The 21,946-nt window shown below is 51.7% G+C and carries 16 protein-coding genes; 8 read left to right on the forward strand and 8 right to left on the reverse strand.

The annotated features are described in order from the left end of the window. Window positions 1-684: 684 nt before the first annotated feature. A complete protein-coding gene (locus EX31_RS01170) occupies window positions 685-3,462 on the forward strand; it encodes a flavocytochrome c (RefSeq protein ID WP_037032930.1) in 2,778 nt (925 codons plus the stop codon). Between the two features lie 24 nt (window positions 3,463-3,486). Next, complete coding sequence (locus EX31_RS01175; RefSeq protein WP_037032931.1) at window positions 3,487-4,449, forward strand: FAD:protein FMN transferase; 963 nt, start codon at window positions 3,487-3,489, stop codon at window positions 4,447-4,449. On the opposite strand, the gene dcuR is transcribed toward EX31_RS01175, so the two are convergent. The 3 genes from dcuR to EX31_RS01190 all read right to left on the reverse strand — a co-directional run bounded on the left by dcuR (window position 4,443) and on the right by EX31_RS01190 (window position 7,335). Then, a complete protein-coding gene (gene dcuR / locus EX31_RS01180) occupies window positions 4,443-5,162 on the reverse strand; it encodes a two-component system response regulator DcuR (protein ID WP_014416701.1) in 720 nt (239 codons plus the stop codon). The two genes, EX31_RS01175 and dcuR, sit on opposite strands and share 7 nt — an antisense overlap. Then, window positions 5,159-6,778 carry a sensor histidine kinase gene (locus tag EX31_RS01185; protein ID WP_037032932.1) on the reverse strand — a complete coding sequence of 540 codons (1,620 nt, stop codon included), beginning with the start codon at window positions 6,776-6,778 and terminating at the stop codon, window positions 5,159-5,161. The genes dcuR and EX31_RS01185 overlap by 4 nt, the downstream gene beginning before the upstream one ends. Before the next feature lie 239 nt (window positions 6,779-7,017). Further along, on the reverse strand, window positions 7,018-7,335 hold the full coding sequence (locus tag EX31_RS01190) for an RcnB family protein (RefSeq protein WP_013578291.1): 318 nt from the start codon (window positions 7,333-7,335) through the stop codon (window positions 7,018-7,020). A 329-nt stretch (window positions 7,336-7,664) separates the two neighbouring features. On the opposite strand from EX31_RS01190, the gene EX31_RS01195 reads away from it, so the two are divergent. Together EX31_RS01195 and EX31_RS01200 are read left to right on the forward strand one after the other, a co-directional pair. Continuing rightward, window positions 7,665-8,570: an SDR family oxidoreductase gene (locus EX31_RS01195; protein ID WP_037032933.1), complete on the forward strand. Its 906-nt coding sequence runs from the start codon at window positions 7,665-7,667 to the stop codon at window positions 8,568-8,570. Window positions 8,571-8,884: 314 nt separating this feature from the next. Continuing rightward, window positions 8,885-9,106, forward strand: coding sequence for a hypothetical protein (locus EX31_RS01200; RefSeq protein WP_013578293.1), 222 nt, complete (start codon window positions 8,885-8,887; stop codon window positions 9,104-9,106). 205 nt (window positions 9,107-9,311) lie between these two features. Here EX31_RS01200 and EX31_RS01205 read toward each other — a convergent pair whose 3' ends face one another. After that, window positions 9,312-10,220, reverse strand: coding sequence for a MurR/RpiR family transcriptional regulator (locus EX31_RS01205; protein WP_013578295.1), 909 nt, complete (start codon window positions 10,218-10,220; stop codon window positions 9,312-9,314). Between the two features lie 343 nt (window positions 10,221-10,563). On the opposite strand from EX31_RS01205, the gene EX31_RS01210 reads away from it, so the two are divergent. From EX31_RS01210 to EX31_RS01220, 3 genes are all read left to right on the forward strand, one after another. Beyond that, window positions 10,564-12,693, forward strand: a complete 2,130-nt coding sequence (locus EX31_RS01210; protein WP_037032934.1) for a TonB-dependent siderophore receptor — start codon at window positions 10,564-10,566, stop codon at window positions 12,691-12,693. Between the two features lie 37 nt (window positions 12,694-12,730). Continuing rightward, a complete protein-coding gene (locus EX31_RS01215; RefSeq protein ID WP_081925102.1) occupies window positions 12,731-13,822 on the forward strand; it encodes an ABC transporter substrate-binding protein in 1,092 nt (363 codons plus the stop codon). Between the two features lie 262 nt (window positions 13,823-14,084). Next, entirely contained in the window at window positions 14,085-15,638 is a 1,554-nt protein-coding gene (locus tag EX31_RS01220; RefSeq protein ID WP_037032936.1) for a peptide MFS transporter, read from the forward strand. 69 nt (window positions 15,639-15,707) lie between these two features. Here the strand turns inward: EX31_RS01220 and arsC are convergent, their stop codons facing one another. The 3 genes from arsC to EX31_RS01235 are packed head-to-tail and all read right to left on the reverse strand — an operon-like array spanning window position 15,708 to window position 17,845. Further along, the gene (arsC, locus tag EX31_RS01225; RefSeq protein WP_037032937.1) at window positions 15,708-16,139 is read right to left on the reverse strand and encodes a glutaredoxin-dependent arsenate reductase; all 432 of its coding nucleotides are present in this window, start codon (window positions 16,137-16,139) and stop codon (window positions 15,708-15,710) included. Between the two features lie 51 nt (window positions 16,140-16,190). Continuing rightward, window positions 16,191-17,480: an arsenic transporter gene (locus tag EX31_RS01230; RefSeq protein WP_013578300.1), complete on the reverse strand. Its 1,290-nt coding sequence runs from the start codon at window positions 17,478-17,480 to the stop codon at window positions 16,191-16,193. Window positions 17,481-17,524: 44 nt separating this feature from the next. Then, window positions 17,525-17,845, reverse strand: coding sequence for a metalloregulator ArsR/SmtB family transcription factor (locus tag EX31_RS01235; RefSeq protein WP_013578301.1), 321 nt, complete (start codon window positions 17,843-17,845; stop codon window positions 17,525-17,527). Between the two features lie 280 nt (window positions 17,846-18,125). On the opposite strand from EX31_RS01235, the gene EX31_RS01240 reads away from it, so the two are divergent. Next, window positions 18,126-19,460, forward strand: coding sequence for a glycoside hydrolase family 10-like protein (locus EX31_RS01240; RefSeq protein WP_051930986.1), 1,335 nt, complete (start codon window positions 18,126-18,128; stop codon window positions 19,458-19,460). A gap of 70 nt (window positions 19,461-19,530) precedes the next feature. Here the strand turns inward: EX31_RS01240 and fhuE are convergent, their stop codons facing one another. Then, window positions 19,531-21,741 (reverse strand): ferric-rhodotorulic acid/ferric-coprogen receptor FhuE, encoded by a 2,211-nt coding sequence (gene fhuE / locus EX31_RS01245; protein WP_037032939.1) that lies wholly within the window; start codon window positions 21,739-21,741, stop codon window positions 19,531-19,533. Between the last annotated feature and the right edge of the window lie 205 nt (window positions 21,742-21,946).

Genomic DNA, 21,946 nt, shown 5'->3' on the forward strand with positions numbered 1-21,946 from the left:
TTGGTTTTTTTAGTTACTTAATCTTTTTTTTAATTATTCAATAGTGGCATGTTAATTGCCTCGTTATTGTTATTTTTGTTAAGTGCTTACTATTCCCCGTAAGAGGGAGGAAATGTTTATATAATGCGTTTTCTCTATTTTTAACTGTTGATCTTGATCAACAAAATACGGTGCTGAATTCTTTTTTAAATCGGATGAAACCGTTATGCAGAGCCTGCCTGATTAATTAAAGGGCAATTTGTGACGGGGGTATCTTTCGGGGTAACGGAAAGCAAAAAATGGAGTAGGGCAAAATGAGAGTCATTCACAGCCACATTGCCTCATCAGGCGATCCGCCACCTCTTGCCAGCGGGCGGGTTCCGTGATCTGCCGAAGGGAAAAGCCCGGAGGATGTAATAATCATCTCATCAGTTAAATACAAATAAGATTGTAGTTTGCATTAATGTGATTATTTAATTTAACAGTTAACATAATTTTAATATAACAGGTGTTAAGTTAATAGATAAATAGTTAATTAACTAATGTAATAAGTTTTGGAAGTAAAAATAAACTTATATTAATGGCATGACATCGGCATTGAAATAAAAACAACGAATAATAAATCAATACTCCATTGCGCTTATCTAAAATAGCGCGCCGATAACGAATTCAGAATTTAAAACCTTAAAGTTTGGAGTAATTATTATGAGCACCAACCACCTGTTATTAAGTCCGTTCACTCTGCCCAATGGTACTGAGTTGAAAAACCGCATTCTGATGGCGCCAATGACCACCTGCACCGGCTTTTACGACGGCACCGTCACCAGCGAGCTGGTTGAATATTACCGCGCCCGTGCTGGCAGCATCGGCACCGTGATTGTTGAATGCTGTTTTGTCGATGATAAAGGTCTGGCATTCCCCGGCGCTATCGGTATCGATAACGACAGCAAAATCGACGGTCTGGCAAAAATCGCCGCAGCCGTGAAATCTCAGGGCTCAAAAGCCCTTTTGCAGATTTATCACGGTGGCCGCATGAGCGAGCCAAAACTGATTGGTGGCCAGCAGCCGGTCGCGCCAAGCGCACTGGCGGCACCACGTGACGGTGCCGCCACACCGGTGGCACTGACGGCAGATGAAGTTGACGGCATGATCACCAAATTCGGTGAAGGCGTGCGTCGTGCGATTGAAGCCGGTTTTGACGGCGTGGAAATCCACGGCGCGAACACCTATCTGATCCAGCAATTCTTCTCGCCGAATTCCAACCAGCGTGACGACAAATGGGGCGGCAGCCGCGAAAACCGCGCCCGCTTCCCGCTGGCTGTTCTCGATATCACCCATGAGATGGCGAAGAAATACGCCGATTCCTCTTTCGTCATCGGCTATCGTTTCTCACCAGAAGAGCTGGAAGAACCGGGGATCCGTTTTGCCGACACGATGTATCTGCTGGAACAGCTTGCTGCCCGCGGGCTGGATTACCTGCATTTCTCCCTCGGTTACTCGCTGCGTCCTTCCATTGTTGATACCACGGATCCGACGCCACTGATCGACAAATATGTCGCGATGCGTTCCGACACACTGGCCAAAATTCCGGTGATGGGCGTGGGCGGTATCGTGAATAAATCCGATGCGGAAATGGCGCTTGAACACGGCTATGACATGATCGCCATCGGTAAAGCCTGCATCGCTTATCCGGACTGGACTGACCGTATCGCAGCCGATCAGAAACTCGACCTGTTTATTGACAGCACACAACGCGAAGCCCTGACCATTCCTGAACCGCTGTGGCGTTTCTCGCTGGTGGACGCGATGATCCGCGACATGAGCATGACCTCGAAGAAATTCAAAGCCGGTGTGTTCCGGGAAAAAGTGCAGGATCCTGCGCATGAACTGGCCGTTAACGTCAGTCTGGAAACCGACCGCATTACGGATATCGCGCTGGAAGCGGGCGCGGACACAGATGTGGAATTCACCACCAGCTTTGAAATTATCCGCAGCCGTATTCTCGACGCTAACAGCCCGCACGTCGATGCGGTGACCGGCGCAACGGAACAGAGTGAAGCGGTGAAAAAAGCCGTTTCCAAAGCCATCGCCAAATCCTGCAAAGCGCAGTTGCTGGAAGAGGGCGGCAGCCTGAATGAACCACAAAACTACGACGTTGTGGTCGTCGGCAGCGGCGGTGCCGGTCTGGCGGCAGCGATTCAGGCCTGTGACGAAGGGGCGAAAGTCCTGATCGTCGAGAAAATGTCGACCATCGGCGGTAACACCATTAAAGCGTCGGTCGGTATGAACGCCGCGGAAACCCGTTTCCAAAAACTGAAAGGCATCGAAGACAGCAAAGAGCTGTTCTATCAGGAAACCCTGAAAGGCGGTCAGTTCAAAAACAATACTGTGCTGCTGAAAGAGTTCATCGAACGTGCGCCGCAGGCGGTGGAATGGCTGGCCGATCACCATATTGAACTGAGCGACATCACCATTACCGGCGGGATGAGCATCGACCGCACGCACCGTCCGGCGGACCGCAGTGCAGTGGGCGGCTTCCTGATCAGCGGTCTGGTGAAGAATCTTAACAAACGTAATATCGACGTGATGCTCGATACGTCGGTCACTGAAATCCGTTATGCCGATGGTGCGGTACAGGGCGTGCAGTTGCTCAATGACGACAATGAAGTGCTGATGATTAATGCCAAAAGCGTGATCGTCGCCACCGGCGGTTTCAGCGCCAACCGCGAAATGGTGGTGAAATATCGCCCTGAACTGGACGGTTTCGTGACCACCAACCACAAAGGCGCCACCGGTAGCGGCATCGCCATTCTGCGGAATATTGGCGCAGGCACGGTGGATATGGGCGAAATTCAGATCCACCCGACAGTTGAACAAACCACGTCTTATCTGATTTCAGAAGCCATTCGTGGCGGCGGGGCGATTCTGGTCAGCCAGGCGGGAAAACGCTTCTTCAACGAAATGGAAACCCGCGACAAAGTGTCGGCGAACATCATCGCATTGCCGGAGAAATTTGCTTACGTGGTGTTTGACGAGCAGGTGCGCCTGAACAATAAAGCGGCTGATGAATACATTGCGAAAGGGTTTGTTATCAGCGGCAGTTCACCACGTGATCTGGCGGCGAAACTGGAAATGAACTCCGATGCCTTCCTGGCAACGCTGGAAAGTTACAACGTCGCCGTGGATAAACAGCACGACACGGAGTTTGGCCGTAAAACTGCGCTGCGTCACCCGATCAATCAGGGGCCGTTCTATGCTATCCGTATCGCACCCGGCGTGCATCACACCATGGGTGGCGTAACCATCAACACCGAAACCTGCGTGCTGGACGCGCAGCAACAGGTGCTCGGCGGCGCATTTGCGGCGGGTGAAGTGGTTGGCGGTATCCACGGCGGCAACCGTATCGGCGGTAATGCCGTTGCAGATATCATTATCTTCGGTATCCTTGCAGGGCAAAACGCCGCGAAATTCGCGATGCGGTAACCGTTTATCACGCAGGGTATTACAATGACGCCAGACGATCGTGTTTATGCTTATTCCGCTGTTTTGATGGGTTCACCCATTCTTCTCAAGCTGTTTGAACATAACGAAAGTCTGGCGTCTGGCGTTTTCAGGCTGATCAAATTGCAGGAAAACACCTTCACGGTGAACCGCGCGCACTCCGATATTATGGCGATTAACCATGCCGCAGGACGTGACCCTGTCACCGTCAGCGAACCGGTCTATGCATTAATCCGCCGTGCGAAAGCCATCAGTTGCCTGCCGGACAGCCATTTCAATTTCACCATCGGCCCGCTGGTCAAGCGCTGGAAAATCGGCTTCAACGGTCACACCATCCCGGCGGCTCAGGATATCAAGACATTGCTGGCGCTGACCGATCCTGAAGACGTGATCCTCGATGAACAAACCCGTTCAGTGTTTCTGCAAAAAGCCGGAATGGAAATCGACCTCGGGGCGATTGCCAAAGGTTATATCGCCGATGTCGTGCGGGATTACCTGCGGGAACAACAGGTTGAGAACGCATTAATCAATCTGGGCGGTAACGTACAAACGCTGGGTTCCGGTGCGGAAGGGGCGTGGGCGATTGGGCTGAAAAAACCGTTTTCTGACCCGGACGCGCTGATCGGTGTGATCAACGTCATCGGCAAATCGGTGGTGACGTCCGGTATTTACGAGCGTTATTTCGAACTGGACGGTCACTGTTATCATCATATCCTTGACCCGAAAACCGGTTATCCGCTGGATAACGAACTGCTCAGCGTGACCATTATTTCTGAGGATTCAATAGACGGGGATATCTGGACAACGTTGCTGTACGGGATGGGCGTGGAGAAGAGTCTGGCATATATGTCGCAGATTCCGCACATCGAGGCGATTTTCGTCACCCGCGACGGGCGGATTATCTTGTCATCTCAGCGGCAGTTTACCTTCATGCCACTGGATGACTGTTATCGTCTGGTGACTTACTGACAGTACTGCTTCAGCAACGAGTAGTGATCGGCCTGCAGACGGTAACGATATACCGGCCTGCCCGTGACGCCGTAATGAATGCTGGTGAACAAAATGTTCATCTGTGCCAGCCAGATCAGGTATTTACGACAAGACACCCGCGAAATATTCACTGACGTTGCCAGTTCATCCGTGGAAAATTCCATTGTCGGATGGGCATCAATCCACTGACACAAGGTGCGTAATGTCTGCAGCGTTAAGCCTTTCGGCAACTTTTTGGTGTCCGCCGCCGCAGTATTGTTGCCGTGGATCAGCCGGTCAACGTCTGACTGTTCGTAATACTGCTGATTATCCATCAGTGTTTTCTTCTGCTGCCAGCCGGTCAGTGCTTCCTCGAAACGGGAAAACTGGAACGGTTTGATCAGATAATCCACCACGCCATAATTAAGCGATTTTTTGATGGTTTCTGCATCTGCAGCCGAAGAAATGACAATGACGTCGACAGGCCGTCGGGCGTTACGCAGTTCAGGCAGCAAATCCAGCCCGTTATCCTGCTGCATATAGACGTCGAGCAAAATCAGGTCGATAGACAGTTCTGAATTCAGTACCAGATCTTTCGCCTGTTGCAGCGTCGACGCGGTGCCGCAGCACGCGAAGCCGTCAATCTGGCCGACATAACATCGGTTCAGCTCTGCCACCATGGCATCATCATCAACTATCAGTACATTGATCAAGAATTTGTCCTCTCGGCATCCCAGGGAAGTTGTACAAAAAATTGAGTGTAAACATCAGGTTCCGATTCTACAGTAATCGTTCCGCCGAGGCTTTCCACTTGCTGTTTAGCAAGAAAAAGTCCCATGCCCCGCTGATCGCCTTTCGACGACACACCCTTTTCGAATATTGCGTCAATATTTTCCGGCTGAATGCCCGGCCCGTCATCACTGACGATGCAGGCCAGCGAACCATTCTGATAGTGCAGCAAGACGCTGACTTCACCATCAGGCTGATCGCCAAGCGCATCCAGCGCATTTTCAATCAGATTGCCCAGCACGGTAATCAGTGCTGCCACCTGATCTTCATTATTATTATCCGGCAGCAGACTGTCATCGCTGAGCGTTAACAGATGCCGGGTGTCCGATGCGCGGTTCATCTTGCTGAGCAGGAAACCGGCAATTACCGGAGACTTTATTTTCAGCAACAGTGAACCGATTTCCGCCTGATAGTTATTGGCCGTTTTGAGAATGTAATCCTCAAGCTGAGCATAACTTTTCATGTGCAGTAATCCGAGGATCACATGCAGTTTGTTCATGAATTCATGCGAACGTTCACGCAACGAATCTGCATAGTTTACCATGCCGCTCAGGCGCTGCATTAACTGGCTGACTTCGGTTTTATCCCTGAATGTGCATATCGCGCCAATGATGACGCCGTTGTTGCGTACCGGTACGGTGTTGCTCAGCAGCAAACGCCCCTTGAAGTTGATTTCTTCGTCACGGCGCGGCACGCCGGTATTGAGCACATCGCGAAGGTTGGCGATAAGTGGCAGGGAATCGGCGTCCGGCGTTACGTCGATGGCGGTTTCACGGAAAGTCTGCCGCGCCGTCTGGTTGATCAGCGTGACATGCGCCTGATCGTCGACGGCTATCACCCCTTCTTTGATCGACTGCAACATCGCCTGACGTTGTTCAAACAGTGTCGAAATTTCATAAGGTTCCAGCCCGAACAAAATACGTTTGAGCAATTTCACCAGACAGTAAGTGCCCAGCGCGCCGACCATCAGGCCGAAAAGCACCGTCCACAGAATACTCCAGCGACTTTTATTGATTTGCTCAGTGACTTTGACCAGCGAAATCCCGATGGCAACCACACCGATTTGCTTATGGTGGTCATCATAGACCGGCGTGAATACGCGCAGCGCTTTGTCGAGCGTACCTTTGTTGATGGAGACATTTTCGTTGCCGAGCAGCGCCGGATTAATGTCATCGCCGATAAAATGATGACTGATCACATCCGCATTCGGATGCGAATAACGGATGCCATCCATATTGGTGACCACAATAAAGAGCAGGTCATTACGTTTTTGCACTGCGCTGGCGATGGGCTGAATAATATTACTGTCAGGAGGCAGCAGCAGAGCGCGTTTTGTTTCGGGCAAATCTGCCATGGTTCTGGCGACGGCCAGGGCCTTTTCTTTCACACCATCGCGGGTGGTGTCGCTCACCTGAACAAAATAGAGCATATGGACAACCAGCAAAACAGACGCAATCACGGCGCTTATCATCAGGCTGACTGACGTGCTGAGTTTCATGGGGTGCTTGCGCACGGAATGGCGTTGCTGCGAGTCGCTCATGGGAGCCCCGGAGAGAATAGAGCCAAATGCTCATTGATAATTTTGATGGTTCGCGTTGTTCATCCGGTGGTATGGCGTAGAACTCTGCGTGAACCATCCCTGTTCACGCGTAATGATATGTTTATTTGCTTGATACTTCCGCTATTTATTACTTTCGAAAGTGCGATTTACGGTGCGGGAACCTCAATAAAAAAGGCCCGAATCTCTTCAGGCCTTATCTTTGCAATCCTGATGACAGATTACTGGAAGTAAATATCGCCGTTTTCGGCTTTGAGGATCTTCCCGTCGGTGTCGGTGATCAGCGCGTAGCTGCCGCCGATGTAAGTCCAGTGGCTGCCCGCATCGGGTGCAGGCAGGTGACGTTCCTGCCAGCCGACGATTTCATAGGGTTTGGTGCGGTACAGCGCAGGCACCTGATCGCCGATGGAATACAATTTGGAATCATCGTAGAACGATTTGATTTCATGTGAGTTTGACGCGGCAAATGCCGTGTTAGCCAGAGGTAACAACGATGAAACAACCAGGGCTGATAACATAACAATTTTAGAATGACGCATAGATTATCCCGTTAAAACCATCAACTTAATGCCTGCCTCGGTGATATGCCGCCAGTCCGTTGTATGAGCAGTAAAGCCGAAGCCTGTGCTTTTTCTGTAGGGCAGGATAATAACGAGAAAGTGAGCGCAGGCTGGGAGGTTTTTTTGTGTCGAAATGCAAATGGCGCAACAGCCAGCCCGGTCATGATGACATTTAAGGCTGTGCCGTTGCTGATATGACTTCAGAACCGTCCGATGATTTCAACCAGCCTGTCTGTATGTTCTATGGTTAAGGTTCATTCTTTTTCTACATGCGTTTTGTAGATTCATTTTAAAAATAAGGAGTGTTTATGAACAACAAAACAATCCCGACTTCCCTGAATGAACCTCACGTTGATGCGTATCCGACGCCGCCGTTTGAGCATCAGAAGCAGCCGTTTCCGGGGCTGGCCAGCAAAATGCACCCGGTACCCGATCATGGCGAAAAAACCTACAAAGGCAGTGCCCGGCTGGAAGGCCGTAAAGCGCTGATCACTGGCGGTGACTCCGGCATTGGTCGTGCGGTGGCGATTGCCTTCGCCCGCGAAGGTGCGCAGGTCGCCATCAATTATCTGCCGGACGAAGAGCCCGATGCCAAAGAAGTGGTCGATCTGTTATGGGCCGAAGGGCGGAAAGTGATCGCCATTCCGGGCGATATCCGTGACGAGAAATTCTGCCAGCAACTGGTGAAAGAGGCCGAAGAGAAACTCGGCGGGCTGGATCTGCTGGTCAATAACGCCGGTCGTCAGCAGTTCTGTGATTCGATTAAGGATCTGACCACTGAAGCGTTTGACGCCACGTTCAAAACTAACGTGTATGCGATGTTCTGGATAACCAAAGCGGCGCTGGAATTCATTCCTCGCGGCGGTTCGATCATTAATACCACCTCCGTGCAGGCGTTTTTACCGAGCGATAACTTGCTCGATTATTCATCAACCAAAGCCTCGATCATGGCCTTCACCAAAGGGCTGGCTAAACAGCTCGCGGAGGACGGCATCCGCGTGAACGGCGTTGCACCGGGGCCATACTGGACGCCGTTGCAGATTTCAGGCGGTCAGCCGCAGGAAAAAATTGAGTCATTTGGTGAGCAGGCTCCCCTGAAACGTCCGGGGCAACCCGCGGAAATCGCCGCGATATACGTGACGCTGGCCTCAAACGACAACAGCTATTCCTCAGGACAAATCTGGTGTTCTGATGGGGGAACCGGCACGGTATAAGCCACCTTCAGCAACGCCAAAGCCCGTCATTGACGGGCTTTTTTATTCAGGCATTTTCCCGCGCATCGGTACGTCATAAATAATTACGTTGCTAATGAATTAGTCATAACCCGTCATCTTTACTCATCTTTTACAGGTACCAGATAACCACTGCTTTTATTCTTCGTGTCTGTGTGATTGCCCGCGCTCTGCATGCGGGCTTTTTTTTGCCTTAAAATGCTTTGATAGATATCGATTTCATAATAAGCAATCAGATTATTCCAATTATGCTATATTTGAAGGAATCATTTTCTTTTTTGTGCAGAGTGCATCACATGCCGGATATCAAAATTGTTTGCGAGCAATGCGGGGCAGATCGTTTCATTGCCGCAGTGAACTCGCCCCTGGCAGAAACCGTACATTCTCTGATTTGTGCCGTTTGCCAACACCCGGTGCGGGTGGAAGAAGTTGTTATCTTCAGGGACGGTATGTACATCAGCGGTTCCTATGACACTTTCCTGACCGAACCTGGCAAATTGCATAATTTTATTCTCTGAATATTCAGCGTTCGTTTTGCCTTACTGGCAATAAACATTGAAGCGCAAACAGACAAAGATATCACCATGATTAATGTCAGCCCGCCCAGTTGCCCCCGGCCCATGCCTGCTCCTGCAAATAACGACGAGATAAACAGCAGGACTGGTGTCCGGTGTTTCCCCGTTACCATTTTTAGTGCCAGTTCAGTATCACAGGTCGTCTGGCCTACACGCCGTCCTGCAACTTTCTGATTTTATTCGCGGATTTCAGAGACTGATTGAGATCCTGAATGCGCTTCATGGTTTTCAGGGTCCGCGATGCGGTAGCTGAGGCAAGGGATAAAATCAGCATTTCCAGACAGACCAGTACCGTGCCATGGAGCGGCATGCGGCCATTTTCACCACCGCGCGGAACATTGATGACAATATCAGCTTGCTTTGCAAAAAAAGAATCACTGGCGTTGGTCAGTAAAATGAGAGGGATATTCAGACGCTTTGCTTCCTGTATTGCCGTTCTGCCCTCACGATGAGCACTTTTCTGCGCCATCATGATCAGAACATCACCGCGTTGCAGGTTTATGAGCTGTTCCGCCAGCGCAATGCCTGAGCGGTTAAGTGATACTGCCGGAATGCCAATCCGGCTAAAAAGCCGTGTGCTGTAGTCCGCTAAAATGCCTGAAGCGTTCAGACCAAACACCGCCACCTGGCGCGCATTAATCAGCAGCGCGATAGCTTCAGAAATGGCCTGCCGGTTAGCGGGCTCCGCCAGCGTATCGCAGGCACGTTTATGCCCGTCGAGAACGAAGTTGATACCCGAATTGATATCGCTGGCCAGTTCGCTGACCGTCGTGCTCATCTTCTCTTCCGAGTTCACCGCCGTACCAAACCAGGCTTCCAGCGTCTTTTTCATGTCGCGTAATCCGGCGAAACCGAGTGCCTGAACGGCGCGTACTACAGTAGCATCCGAAACTTCTGTCGCGGCTGCAATATCCATTGCCGTGGCTTCTAGCGCCGATTCACGGTTGTTGTGGATATAAGACACTACCGCCTGCAAGCCGGGAGACAGTGAGGGCGCCCGGGCGCGGTAGCGTTCACCGAAAACATCAATACGTCTTTTTACCGGAATGGCAGCCATGTAATTTTACCGATCCTTTTAGTTTTGAAAGGCTTACCGGTGAATGCAAAGCATTCACACTGTGGGTTTATTTTAACAATGTAGCGTTTTTAGCAGCAAAAATATTCAAATTCTTCTGTGCTGAACCGGAACCCTGTGCGGCTGAAACGTCGGGTTTCAATAAAAATTATTTAAAAACAGTTTGTTAAGTTCTGCTGAAAGCAAGATGCCTGCCGTAAAGTCATGATTTCTTCCTGTAGCAAAATTCTGAAACATATCATTTACTACTACATATCTGCATGTTGGAATGATTATCAATTGCATTACGGGGAAGTGCGTTATATTTAACACCGGGTTGATTGAAATGAATAATAAAAAACTGTTTGATTTTAAAAGAAAAGGCCATCCGGCGATTCTTGCTGCTATTTATGGCGTTGCGATGCTGGCGCCTGTTACGGGGTATTCAGCCGCAGACAGCGACACGCTGACCATCACCGGAAATGAGGCGAATGATCAGGGATACAGCGCAGGCACCAGTTCTGTTGCCAGTAAAACGCCCACACCGCGTCTTAACGAGGCACAATCGGTCAGCGTCGTGACCCGACAACAACTTGACGATTATCAGGCCACAAGTCTTTCTGATGCGATGCGTTTTGTCAGCGGTGTCAGTGAGGGGAATACACTCGCGGGCACGGAAGATGGATTTGTCCGGCGTGGTTTTGGTTCCAACTCTGATGGTTCCATTTATCGCGACGGCGTCCGCAGCAGTCAGGGTCTCAATTTTGATGCCACCACCGAGCGGGTTGAAGTGCTGAAAGGTTCCGCGTCATTACTCTACGGGATCCAAAACCCCGGGGGTGTCATCAACCTGGTCAGTAAAAAACCGCAGTATGACTGGCACACCAAAGTCAGCGGACGTTACGCCAGTGAAGGTGGCGGAGCAGGGACAGTGGATGTTACCGGCCCGCTGGGTAATGGTTTTGCTTTTCGCATGATTGCGGAAAAACAGGATCAGGATTACTGGCGTAATTTTGGCAGTGATAAACACACCCTGATTTCGCCTTCACTGCAATGGTACGGCGAAAAGGCCAGTTTCCTGATCAGCTATTCTGATTACCGCTACGACATTCCATACGATCGCGGAACCGCTTTTATTAACGGTAAACCGATCGATATCGGCTATAAGGACCGGCTGGATGACAAGTCAAACCGCGCCTGGGGTCATAATAAAACGCTGAACGCCCATTATGACTGGCAGTTCAGCGATGACTGGAGCACCCGCCTGACGCTGGGATGGAACCAGCGCCGCTACAATAATGACGAAGTCAGGGTGACAGCGGTTAACGCGACAACCGGCGCCGTGACGCGCAGGGCGGATGCCAATCGCGGTTTTAATCACAAGACCAAATATGTTTCCTGGGATCTGCTGGGTTCACAGGACATTCTGGGTATGAATCATGATCTTGTGCTGGGCACTGATTATGAGATGAACCAGACTTATCGTGCGCATCAATACCAGGGCAAAGCCAACAGCAGTTTCAACTTTATGGATCCGCAATACGACATTCTCTCCCCGGTCGCCGACAGCACGACTGAGAATACGGCTAACGGCAATAACCTGAACCGGATACACAGTCGTTCGGTGTATGCCAAAGACAGCATTTCACTGACACCGGACTGGATTGCGGTGCTTGGCGGCCGTTATCAACATTATGAGCAACGAGCCTCAAAAGGCTTTGACCCCGTCGTTCAGACGCTTGATTCCGAAGGGAATAAGTTTTTACCTCAGGCCGGTCTGATTTATAAAGTCACGCCAGAGGTGTCTCTTTACAGCAGCGTCAGCAAATCCTTTACGCCCTCAACGGATGTAGACGATGACGGCAATGTAGGAAAACCTGAACAGGGCACGACCTGGGAAGTGGGCAGTAAATGGCAGATTACGCCACGCATGTTTGCCAGCGTGGCGCTGTACCGTATCGATGAGCGGGACATGTCACTGAGCATTAACGGCGAAACACGCGCCATTGATAAAGCACGTTCCAGCGGGGCGGAATTTGAGCTTAATGGCGAGATCCTTCCTGACTGGGAAGTCAGTGCCAATTACAGCTATGACAAAGCCGAAATTGTGGATGACGGTGAAAACTCTGCGAATAACGGCAACCGTTTGCAGAATGCGCCGCGCCATTCGGGCGCGCTCTATCTGAGCCATAATCTGGTGATTAACGGCCTGCCGGGTGATTTCCGTGTTGGCGGCGGGGCGCGTTATGTCGGCACCCGTGCGGGAGACCCGGAGAACAGTTTCACGTTACCTGATTATGTTGTGGCTGACAGTTTTGTTGCGTGGAACAACCGTCTGTTCGGGGAGAAGACGCAGCTGAAACTCAACCTGAATAACCTGTTTAACAAACATTATTACACGTCCAGCGGCGGTAACCTGCGCGTGCGCGAAGGTGAAACCCGTAATCTTATGGTGCAGGCAAGTGTTGAATTCTGATCTGCGGTTGACGCCGCGAGCGCGTAGATATTCTGTTATGACGGTGCTGTTTATGTTGTTGCTGACGGGCTTTGGCGTACAGGCCCGCACAGTGATCGATATCGACGGTAATCATGTGGACATTCCCGATAATCCGCAACGTATCGTGCTGGGCGAAAGCCGGATGCTTTATACGCTGGCCCTTCTGGAAACGGGTGATCCTGTCAGACGGATTGTCGGCTGGCCACTCGATCTGAAGAAGTATGACAGCCAGACCTGGGACATTTTTGCGCAGCGTTTTCCGCATATATTGACGATTCCGTCGCTGGGGTTGGGGGGAACAAATGATATGAACCCTGAAAAGGTACTGGCGCTGAAACCAGATCTGGTGATCCTGCCCAGCCTTGCTCGCTATGACGATGCCGATTTGCGTCTTAAAGAAATGCTCAACGCTGCGCATATCCCGATAGTGAAAATCGATCTTCGTGTCCATCTGCTGAAAAATACTACGCGCAGTGTGAGTATTCTGGGCGAGGTGCTTAACCAGACTGCACGCGCCCAGGCATTTAATCACTTTTACGATACTCATATGCAGGTTATCCATGATCGTCTGGCCGCTTATTCCGGCCACAAACCGACGGTGCTGCTTCAGTTACATCTTGGACGTCGCAATGAATGTTGCGTGACTGCAGTGAAAGGCAGTCTTGGTGAACTGCTGAATTTTGCCGGAGGGGATAATATCGCCAGCAAAACGGTGCAGGGCGTCTTTGGCCAGCTGAATGAAGAAACGGTTATCATGGCGCAACCTGAGGTTTATTTCGCCACGGGTGCAGGTTCTCCGGAGGATCAGAATGATTTGAAACTGGGGCCCGCCATATCACCGGAAATGGCACAACAAAGTTTGCGGGAACTGACTGCCAGGCAGAATGGATTGCGTGAACTTAAAGCGTTGCATAACGGCCGCACCGGGATGATATGGCACAATTTCTACCTCAGCCCGTGGCATGTTGCCGCGACCGAGTTCATGGCAAAAACCCTTTATCCCGATGCGTTTGCGGATATCGAACCTGAGCAGACATTAAAACAGATCTTTCATGACTATCTGCCAATCCCCTATACCGGCACATATTTTGCCAACGGCAGCCGGTGAAGGTGAGTTGTTCTGAATGCATATTTTATCCTGAGGGGCTTTTTTCTTCGTAAATTCACCTGCCATGTCCGGTTTTTGCCGCTATAAAATCTGTAAAAGTGGACATTAGTCGACTTTTCCTCTAAAACTTCTGCGGTTAATGCCAGACAATACCGGTATTCGGCAATCAAATAATAAGCGCTGAATGCTTAAGAGCGGCTGCAAGACAGCCGCCGGGCAAGGGTATTCACAACGATTACGACAGACTTTCTCTGGAGAATTTATGCATTCCTCTGTTAATAAAAACGAAAGCCGGACCTTCTTCGGCCATCCTTATCCGCTCGGTTCATTGTTCTTCACTGAAATGTGGGAGCGGTTCTCGTTTTATGGCATCCGTCCTTTACTGATCCTGTTTATGGCGGCGACGGTTTACGACGGCGGTATGGGGCTTGCGCGTGAAAACGCATCAGCTATCGTCGGTATATTTGCTGGCTGTATGTATCTGGCGGCGCTGCCGGGCGGCTGGCTGGCAGATAACTGGCTCGGGCAGCAGAGGGCGGTCTGGTACGGATCGATTCTGATTGCGCTCGGCCACCTGTCGATTGCGCTTTCCGCTTTCATGGGCGACAGCCTGTTCTTTATCGGCCTGATGTTTATTGTTCTCGGCTCCGGCCTGTTCAAAACGTGCATCTCGGTCATGGTGGGCACGCTGTATAAAAAAGGTGATGCGCGTCGTGACGGCGGTTTCTCACTGTTTTATATGGGCATTAACATGGGGTCGTTTATCGCGCCGCTGATTTCCGGCTGGCTGATAAAAACGCATGGCTGGCATTGGGGCTTTGGTATCGGGGGGATCGGTATGCTGGTGGCGCTGATTATCTTCCGCCTGTACGCCGTGCCAGCCATGAAACGTTACGACAGCGAAGTGGGACTGGATTCCACCTGGAACAGTCCGGTTGCTAAGAAAAACGGTGTGGGTGTCTGGCTGCTGGCGCTGGCCGCCTGTGTGGCAATCATCGTTGCGCTGATCTCGCAGGGCGTGATCGTCATTAACCCGGTTGCCGTCGCCAGCGTGCTGGTGTATGTGATTGCGGCGTCCGTTGCGCTCTATTTTATCTATCTGTTCCTGTTTGCCGGACTGAACCGGAAAGAGCGCGCCCGACTGCTGGTGTGCTTTATTTTGCTGGTCTCGGCTGCTTTCTTCTGGTCTGCGTTTGAGCAGAAGCCGACCTCGTTCAACCTGTTCGCCAACGACTACACCAACCGCATGATCGGTGATTTTGAAATTCCTGCCGTCTGGTTCCAGTCCATCAATGCGTTGTTTATCATCCTGCTGGCACCGGTATTCAGCTGGGCATGGCCGTTGCTGGCGCGTAAAAACGTGCGCCCGAGCAGTATCACCAAGTTCATCATCGGCATTTTATGCGCGGCGGCGGGCTTCGGGATCATGATGATGGCTGCCCAGAACGTGCTGAACAGCGGCGGGGCAGGTGTATCGCCATTATGGCTTGTGGGCAGCATTCTGATGCTGACGCTCGGTGAGCTGTGCCTGAGTCCGATTGGTCTGGCGACCATGACGTTGCTGGCGCCGGAAAGAATGCGCGGTCAGATGATGGGCCTGTGGTTCTGTGCCAGTGCGCTGGGGAATCTGGCGGCCGGTTTGATTGGCGGACACGTAAAAGCCGATCAGCTTGATATGCTGCCTGACCTGTTCGCCCGTTGCTCCATTGCGTTGCTGATCTGCGCTGCGGTGCTGTTCGTCCTTATCATTCCGGTTCGCAGAATGCTGGAAAACGCCCAGTCTAAGACAGAACAAAAACCGGTGTCACATGCCTGATGGCGGGTAAGGTGTTTGTCGAATACCGCTAAGAATCAATAAGGCCGGTCTGATGACCGGCCTTATTTTTTAGATTTTCGTTATACGTTTGCCGTTTTCATCAATAACCGCTTCACCGTCTTCCTTGGTGAACGCGCCACGTTGCGCATCAGGCAAGATCGCTAATACCTCCTCAGAAGGGCGGCATAACCTGGTGCCCAGCGGCGTGACAACCACCGGCCGGTTGATCAGAATCGGGTACTGCAACATGAAGTCGATCAGTTGATCGTCGCTGAAATGATTGTCTGCCAGTTTTAATTGCTCATACGGCTCGACATTTTTGCGTAACAACGCCCGCACGGGAATGCCCATATCCGCAATCAGTTTTACCAGTTCTTCACGGGCCGGTGGGGTTTCAAGATAAAAAATCACGGTGGGCTCAGCGCCGCTGTTGCGGATCAGCTCAAGGGTATTGCGCGATGTGCCACAGGCCGGGTTGTGATAAATAGTGATATTGCTCATCAGGGGGTTCTCTTTTTCAATCTTAGTGTGAGGTCAGGCGTTAAACATCCGTTACAGCGCCACAGACAACCGCAGCGCTAAAGCTGCCAGCGTGACAAACAGCACAGGCAGGGTCATGACAATACCCACCCGGAAGTAATATCCCCAGGTAATCGTCATATTCTTCTGTGACAACACATGCAACCATAACAATGTTGCCAGGCTGCCAATCGGGGTGATTTTTGGCCCCAGATCGCTGCCGATCACGTTGGCATAAATCATCGCCTCTTTAATGACTCCCGTGGCTGTGCTGCCATCAATAGACAGCGCCCCGATCAGCACGGTCGGCATATTGTTCATGATGGAAGAGAGGAAGGCGGTGATAAAGCCGGTTCCCAGCGTAGAGGCCCATAAACCCTGTTCTGCCAGCTGATTCAGCACGGCAGACAGGGCGTGCGTCAGCCCGGCATTACGTAAACCATACACCACCAGATACATACCCAGCGAGAAAATGACGATTTGCCACGGCGCGCCGCGCAGCACTTTGCCGGTATTAATGATGTGACCTTTCCTGGCGATAATATAAAGGATCAGTGCGCCGACAGCGGCGACCAGACTGACCGGTACGCCGAGGGGTTCAAGACCAAAGAAACCCGCCAGCAGAAGGATCAGAACCAGCCAGCCTGCTTTGAAGGTGCTGGCATCGCGGACAGCCTCAGCAGGCTGTTTCAGCAGAGAAATATCGTAAACCGGCGGGATGTCTTTGCGGAAAAACAGGTGCAGCATGACCAGTGTTGTCGCAATGGCTGCCAGATTAACCGGGCCCATGACGGACGCATATTCCGTGAAGCCCAGGTTGAAGAAATCAGCCGAGACAATATTCACCAGATTTGAGACGATCAGCGGCAGGCTGGCAACATCCGCGATAAACCCGGCTGCCATGACAAAGGCTAATGTCGCGCCGCGACTGAAACCCAGAGCCAGCAGCATCGCCATGACAATTGGCGTCAGAATCAGTGCGGCACCATCATTGGCGAACAGGGCAGCGACCATCGCGCCCAGTAAAATAATCCAGGTAAATAACAGACGCCCGCGTCCGTTTCCCCAGCGTGCAACATGCAGTGCCGCCCACTCGAAGAAACCCGATTCATCCAGCAGCAGGCTGATAATGATAACGGCAATAAAAGTGGCCGTTGCATTCCAGACTATTTGCCAGACAACCGGAATATCACCCGGATGAACGACCCCCGTCAGTAATGCCAGACCCGCGCCCAGCATGGCGCTCCAGCCAATGCCCAGCCCGCGGGGCTGCCAGATAACCAGAATCAGGGTGAGTAAAAAAATAGTACCTGCCAGCAACATGATCGACTCCGTACATATTTGTTATAGTGAATGTGTTTATGGTTTTAACATGAAACCGGTGACTTATTATTCAGCTTGCGGCGTATGTTTTCGCGGTCACAGTTCCATGCAGAATCGATAATCGCCGCTGACCATGCAGGCATTTGTGGTGAGAGGCGGTAATGTACCCATTTTCCTTCCCGGCGGTCTGTGACCAGTCCGGCTTCACGTAACAGCGCGATGTGACGGGAAATCTTAGGTTGTGATTCCGCCGTTGCGGCACAGATATCGCAAACGCAAAGCTCTCCTGATTCCCTGAGAAGCATCACAATAGTCGAGCGCGTTTCGTCGGCAAGCAGTTTAAAAAGCTGCGCAGGCTGTAACATATTGAGTCCCGTTGTGGAGTAATAAAACATATGCTAATACATATATGATGGCTTTCAAAGCACAGATTTCAGAAGTGAACTCAGGGAAATATGGCGCCTGCTTTTAGGTGCGCATAATCATGATTATGTTAAATTGAATATCAGATTCCAGAAATCGGAATCCTGGCAGGTTTGCAGATTGCGCTGACGTCAGCGCTAAGTGCATGAGTGATTGACTTTAATTTCAATAATAAGAAAATGTTTCTTTTCGCGCGACGACCAGACATCACCGGAGTTTATCATCGCTTTTTCCCGTCATTTTCCTTGCGTCACCGCCGTCAAACACCCTGGTGCCGTTGTGGCTTTTGCGCTGTTACTGGTGGCTGGCTGTGCCTCGACACCGCCAAAATCACTGGTGACGCCGCTGCCGCCGGTGGCGAAGCACCCTCTTCCTGGTCAACCTGTGCAGAGTCATGAACCCGTGCGCGGCGTCTGGCTGGCGACCGTTTCCCGCCTCGACTGGCCACCGGTTAATTCGGTGAATGCCAGCAGTGCGTCTTTGCGCATCAGCCAGCAGCAGCAAGCGCTGACTGCCAAGCTGGATAAGCTTAAAAGTCTGGGCATCAATACGGTTTTCTTCCAGGTAAAACCTGACGGTACTGCGTTCTGGCCTTCAAAAATTTTGCCGTGGTCAGATATGCTGACGGGTAAAATTGGTCAGGATCCGGGTTATGACCCGTTGCAGTTTATGCTCGATGAAGCGCACAAGCGCGGGATGAAAGTCCATGCGTGGTTTAACCCTTACCGTGTGTCGGTGAACACCAAACCTTCGACTGTGGCGGAACTGAATCAGACATTGCCACTGCACCCTGCCAGCGTGTTTGTGCTGCACCACGACTGGATCCGAACCTCCGGGGATCGTTTCGTGGTGGACCCTGGTATTCCTGAGGCGCGCGACTGGATCACCAGCATCGTGGCGGAAGTGGTGGCGCGTTATCCTGTCGATGGTGTGCAGTTTGATGATTATTTTTATTCCGAATCACCGGGTTCCTCGCTGGATGACAGCCTGACGTTCCGGAAGTACGGTCAGGGTTACGCTTCAAAAGCCGACTGGCGGCGTCACAATACCCAGATGCTGATTGAGCAGGTTTCACGCACCATAAAACAGCTGAAACCGGGTGTGGAATTTGGCGTCAGTCCGGCGGGTGTCTGGCGTAACGTGTCGCATGATCCGGCAGGTTCACAAACTTCCGGCGCAGCGGCTTACGATGAAGCCTATGCGGATACCCGCCTGTGGGTGCAACAAGGTTTGCTCGATTATATTGCACCGCAACTGTACTGGCCATTCTCCCGCAAGGCGGCGCGTTATGACGTGCTGGCAAACTGGTGGGCAAATGTGGTCAAGCCCACACATACGCGGCTCTACATTGGTGTGGCGTTGTATAAAGTGGGTGAACCGTCCAAAAATGAACCGGACTGGATGGTCAGCGGCGGCGTGCCGGAGCTGAAGAAACAGCTCGATATGAATGAATCCGTACCGCAAATTAACGGCACGATTTTGTTCCGCGAAAACTACCTCAACCAGCCGCAGACACTGGACGCGGTCCGTTACCTGAAAAGCCGCTGGGGAAGCTGAAATAAGACAGTAAGGCACCGCCTGAACACGCAGGCGGTGCCTTTTTTTTATTACGCGTTAAACCTTCATATCAGAACGTGTAATTTGCGCTGACCGAGACATTGCGCGGTTCACCGTAAACGGCGTAATCGCTGAGCCACGAGTAGTACGTGCGGTCAAACAGGTTGTTGATGTTGGCCTGCACGGACAGCTGTTTTGTCACCTGATAACGCGTGAACAGGTCCACCAGCGCGGTGCTGCCCTGCGATACACGATGCGTTTCGCCGTCCGGCCCGGTGGCATCCTGGAAGGTGCGGTTCTGCCAGTTTACACCGCCGCCGACGGTCAGATCCGGCATCATCGGTAGCTGGTAGCGGCTGAACAATTTCAGCTGGGTCTGCGGCATATTGCTGTTGAGACGGCTGCCGGTTTCGTCTTTCGCCACATAACGCGTCGCACCAAAGGTCATTTGCAGGTTGTCGGTCACCGCGCCGTTGATCTCAAACTCAGCGCCTTTGCTGACGGTGCCGCTGACCGCGACATACGCCTGCTCGCTGGAGCCGTTAACGTGATTGCTGCCATCTTCCTGTGCCACGTTATCCTGTTCGATACGGAATACTGCCATTGTGGCGGTAAGACGACCGTCCATCCACGCGGATTTAAGCCCGGTTTCGTAATTTTTCCCGGTGGTTGGGGACAGATAGTGGCCGTTAATATCGCGGTCAGTTTGCGGCTGGAAGATGGACGTATAACTGGCGTATGCCGACCAGGTGTCGTTGATGTCATACACCAGACCGCCGTATGGCGTGATGTTGTTCTTGCTCATGCTGCCGCTGCTGCCATTGGTGCTCCATTGGGTATAACGTGCGCCAACGATCAGCGAAAGCGGATCCGCCAGTGAGAAGCGGGTGGCGAAATAACCGGCTTTCTGGCGGATGACATCGTCCGCATTCAGATACCAGTCTCCCCACTCCGGCTCGCTGACATTGCCGTTCCAGCTGTTGCCAAAACTGCCAATTGTGTCGCTGTCGAGGGAACCGTCTGCGCTGTAAGTCTGGTTGTGCTGGCGGCTGTAGCTGACGCCAGCCACCATCTGGTGCTGACGGCCAAACAGTTCAAACGGCCCGGTGGCGTAAGTGTCGAGGGAATCCACTTTGCGCGTGCCACGGTCTTTACTGCCAAAACCGCTGAGACCAGTGCCTGTGGAGTGATCCGGGAAATCCATCAGATACAGCAATTTATCATTAAACGTTTGCTCGCCATGTGTGCCGTTTACACGGAACGTCCAGCCGTTATCAAAGTCATGTTTAACGTTGGCGAACACTTTACGCGACTGAATGGCATAATTCGTCCAGTCGGCGGAAGTGTTGGTACTGCGGTCATAATGCGTGCGCGAGCCGTCTGTGTACCAGGTTGGCAGGCCGCCCCAGGTCGGGTTGCCGGTGTTATTTTCCTGATAATCGTAACCGAGCGACACGGTGGTGTTATCGGTCACATCGGCATCCACCACGCCGTAGAAGAATTTTTTACGCTTGTGATAGCGATCCAGCCAGCTGTCCTGATCCTGATAACCGGCTACCACGCGCCCGCGCACCGAACCTTCCTGATTCAGCGGGCCGGAAGCATCGAGCACGTAACGCTGTTTATTCCAGCTGCCGTAACTGGCGCTGATATCGCCGGTGAATTCTTTGCTGTCGGCGTGTTTACGCACCATGTTGACAGAGGCGGCCGGATTGCCCGCCCCGGTCATCAGGCCTGTGGCGCCACGCACCACTTCGATGCGGTCATAAATTGCGGTGTCTTCGGCGGCATCACCAAAATTCCAGGTGTCGCTGACGGACGTTGGAATGTCGTCGTAGGTGTAATTATTGATGTAAAAACCGCGGGAGAAATAAGATACGCGTTCGCTGTCGATAACTTCCGTCGAGATGCCGGTGGTGTTATTCAGCACGTCGCCCACCGACTGAAGGTTCTGATCCTGCATGCGCTGTTTGGTTATCACACTGACCGACTGCGGAATATCGCGCGGCGTCAGGTTCATTTTGGTGCCCGCAGTGGTGGTTTTAACCGCGTAATCCTGCCCGTCGCTGGCAGCGGCGGTCGCCGAACCCTCAATCACCATATCCTGCTGCGAGCCGGATGCGGCGGTATTCGCGGTGCCTGTCGTCCCACTGCCGGTTTCAGCGGCCTGCGCCGGATTCACCAGAACAAAAATCGCCAGCGCCAGTGTGGAAACCGTAAATGTTTTTCTTACCTTTAACGCACCCTGCTGCACGTCATATACCCTGCCATTCAAAGACATAACACATTCCCATAGCAATTTTTTTAAGGGCGAGTCTGTTTCTATTTATTGTTTTAACCAGAACAGCTCGAAATGAGAATGTGAATAGTAATTATTAACATTAACCCTGTCGCGCAGAGGATTCATCTTAATAAGTAACAAATTATGAATGCAAAAAATTCAGAGGAAAATAAGAACCCGGCGAAGAACTTCACCGGGTTTAATG

The sequence above is a fragment of the Rahnella sp. WP5 genome (assembly GCF_000745615.1).
In the GTDB taxonomy this organism is placed as follows: Bacteria; Pseudomonadota; Gammaproteobacteria; order Enterobacterales; family Enterobacteriaceae; genus Rahnella; species Rahnella aceris.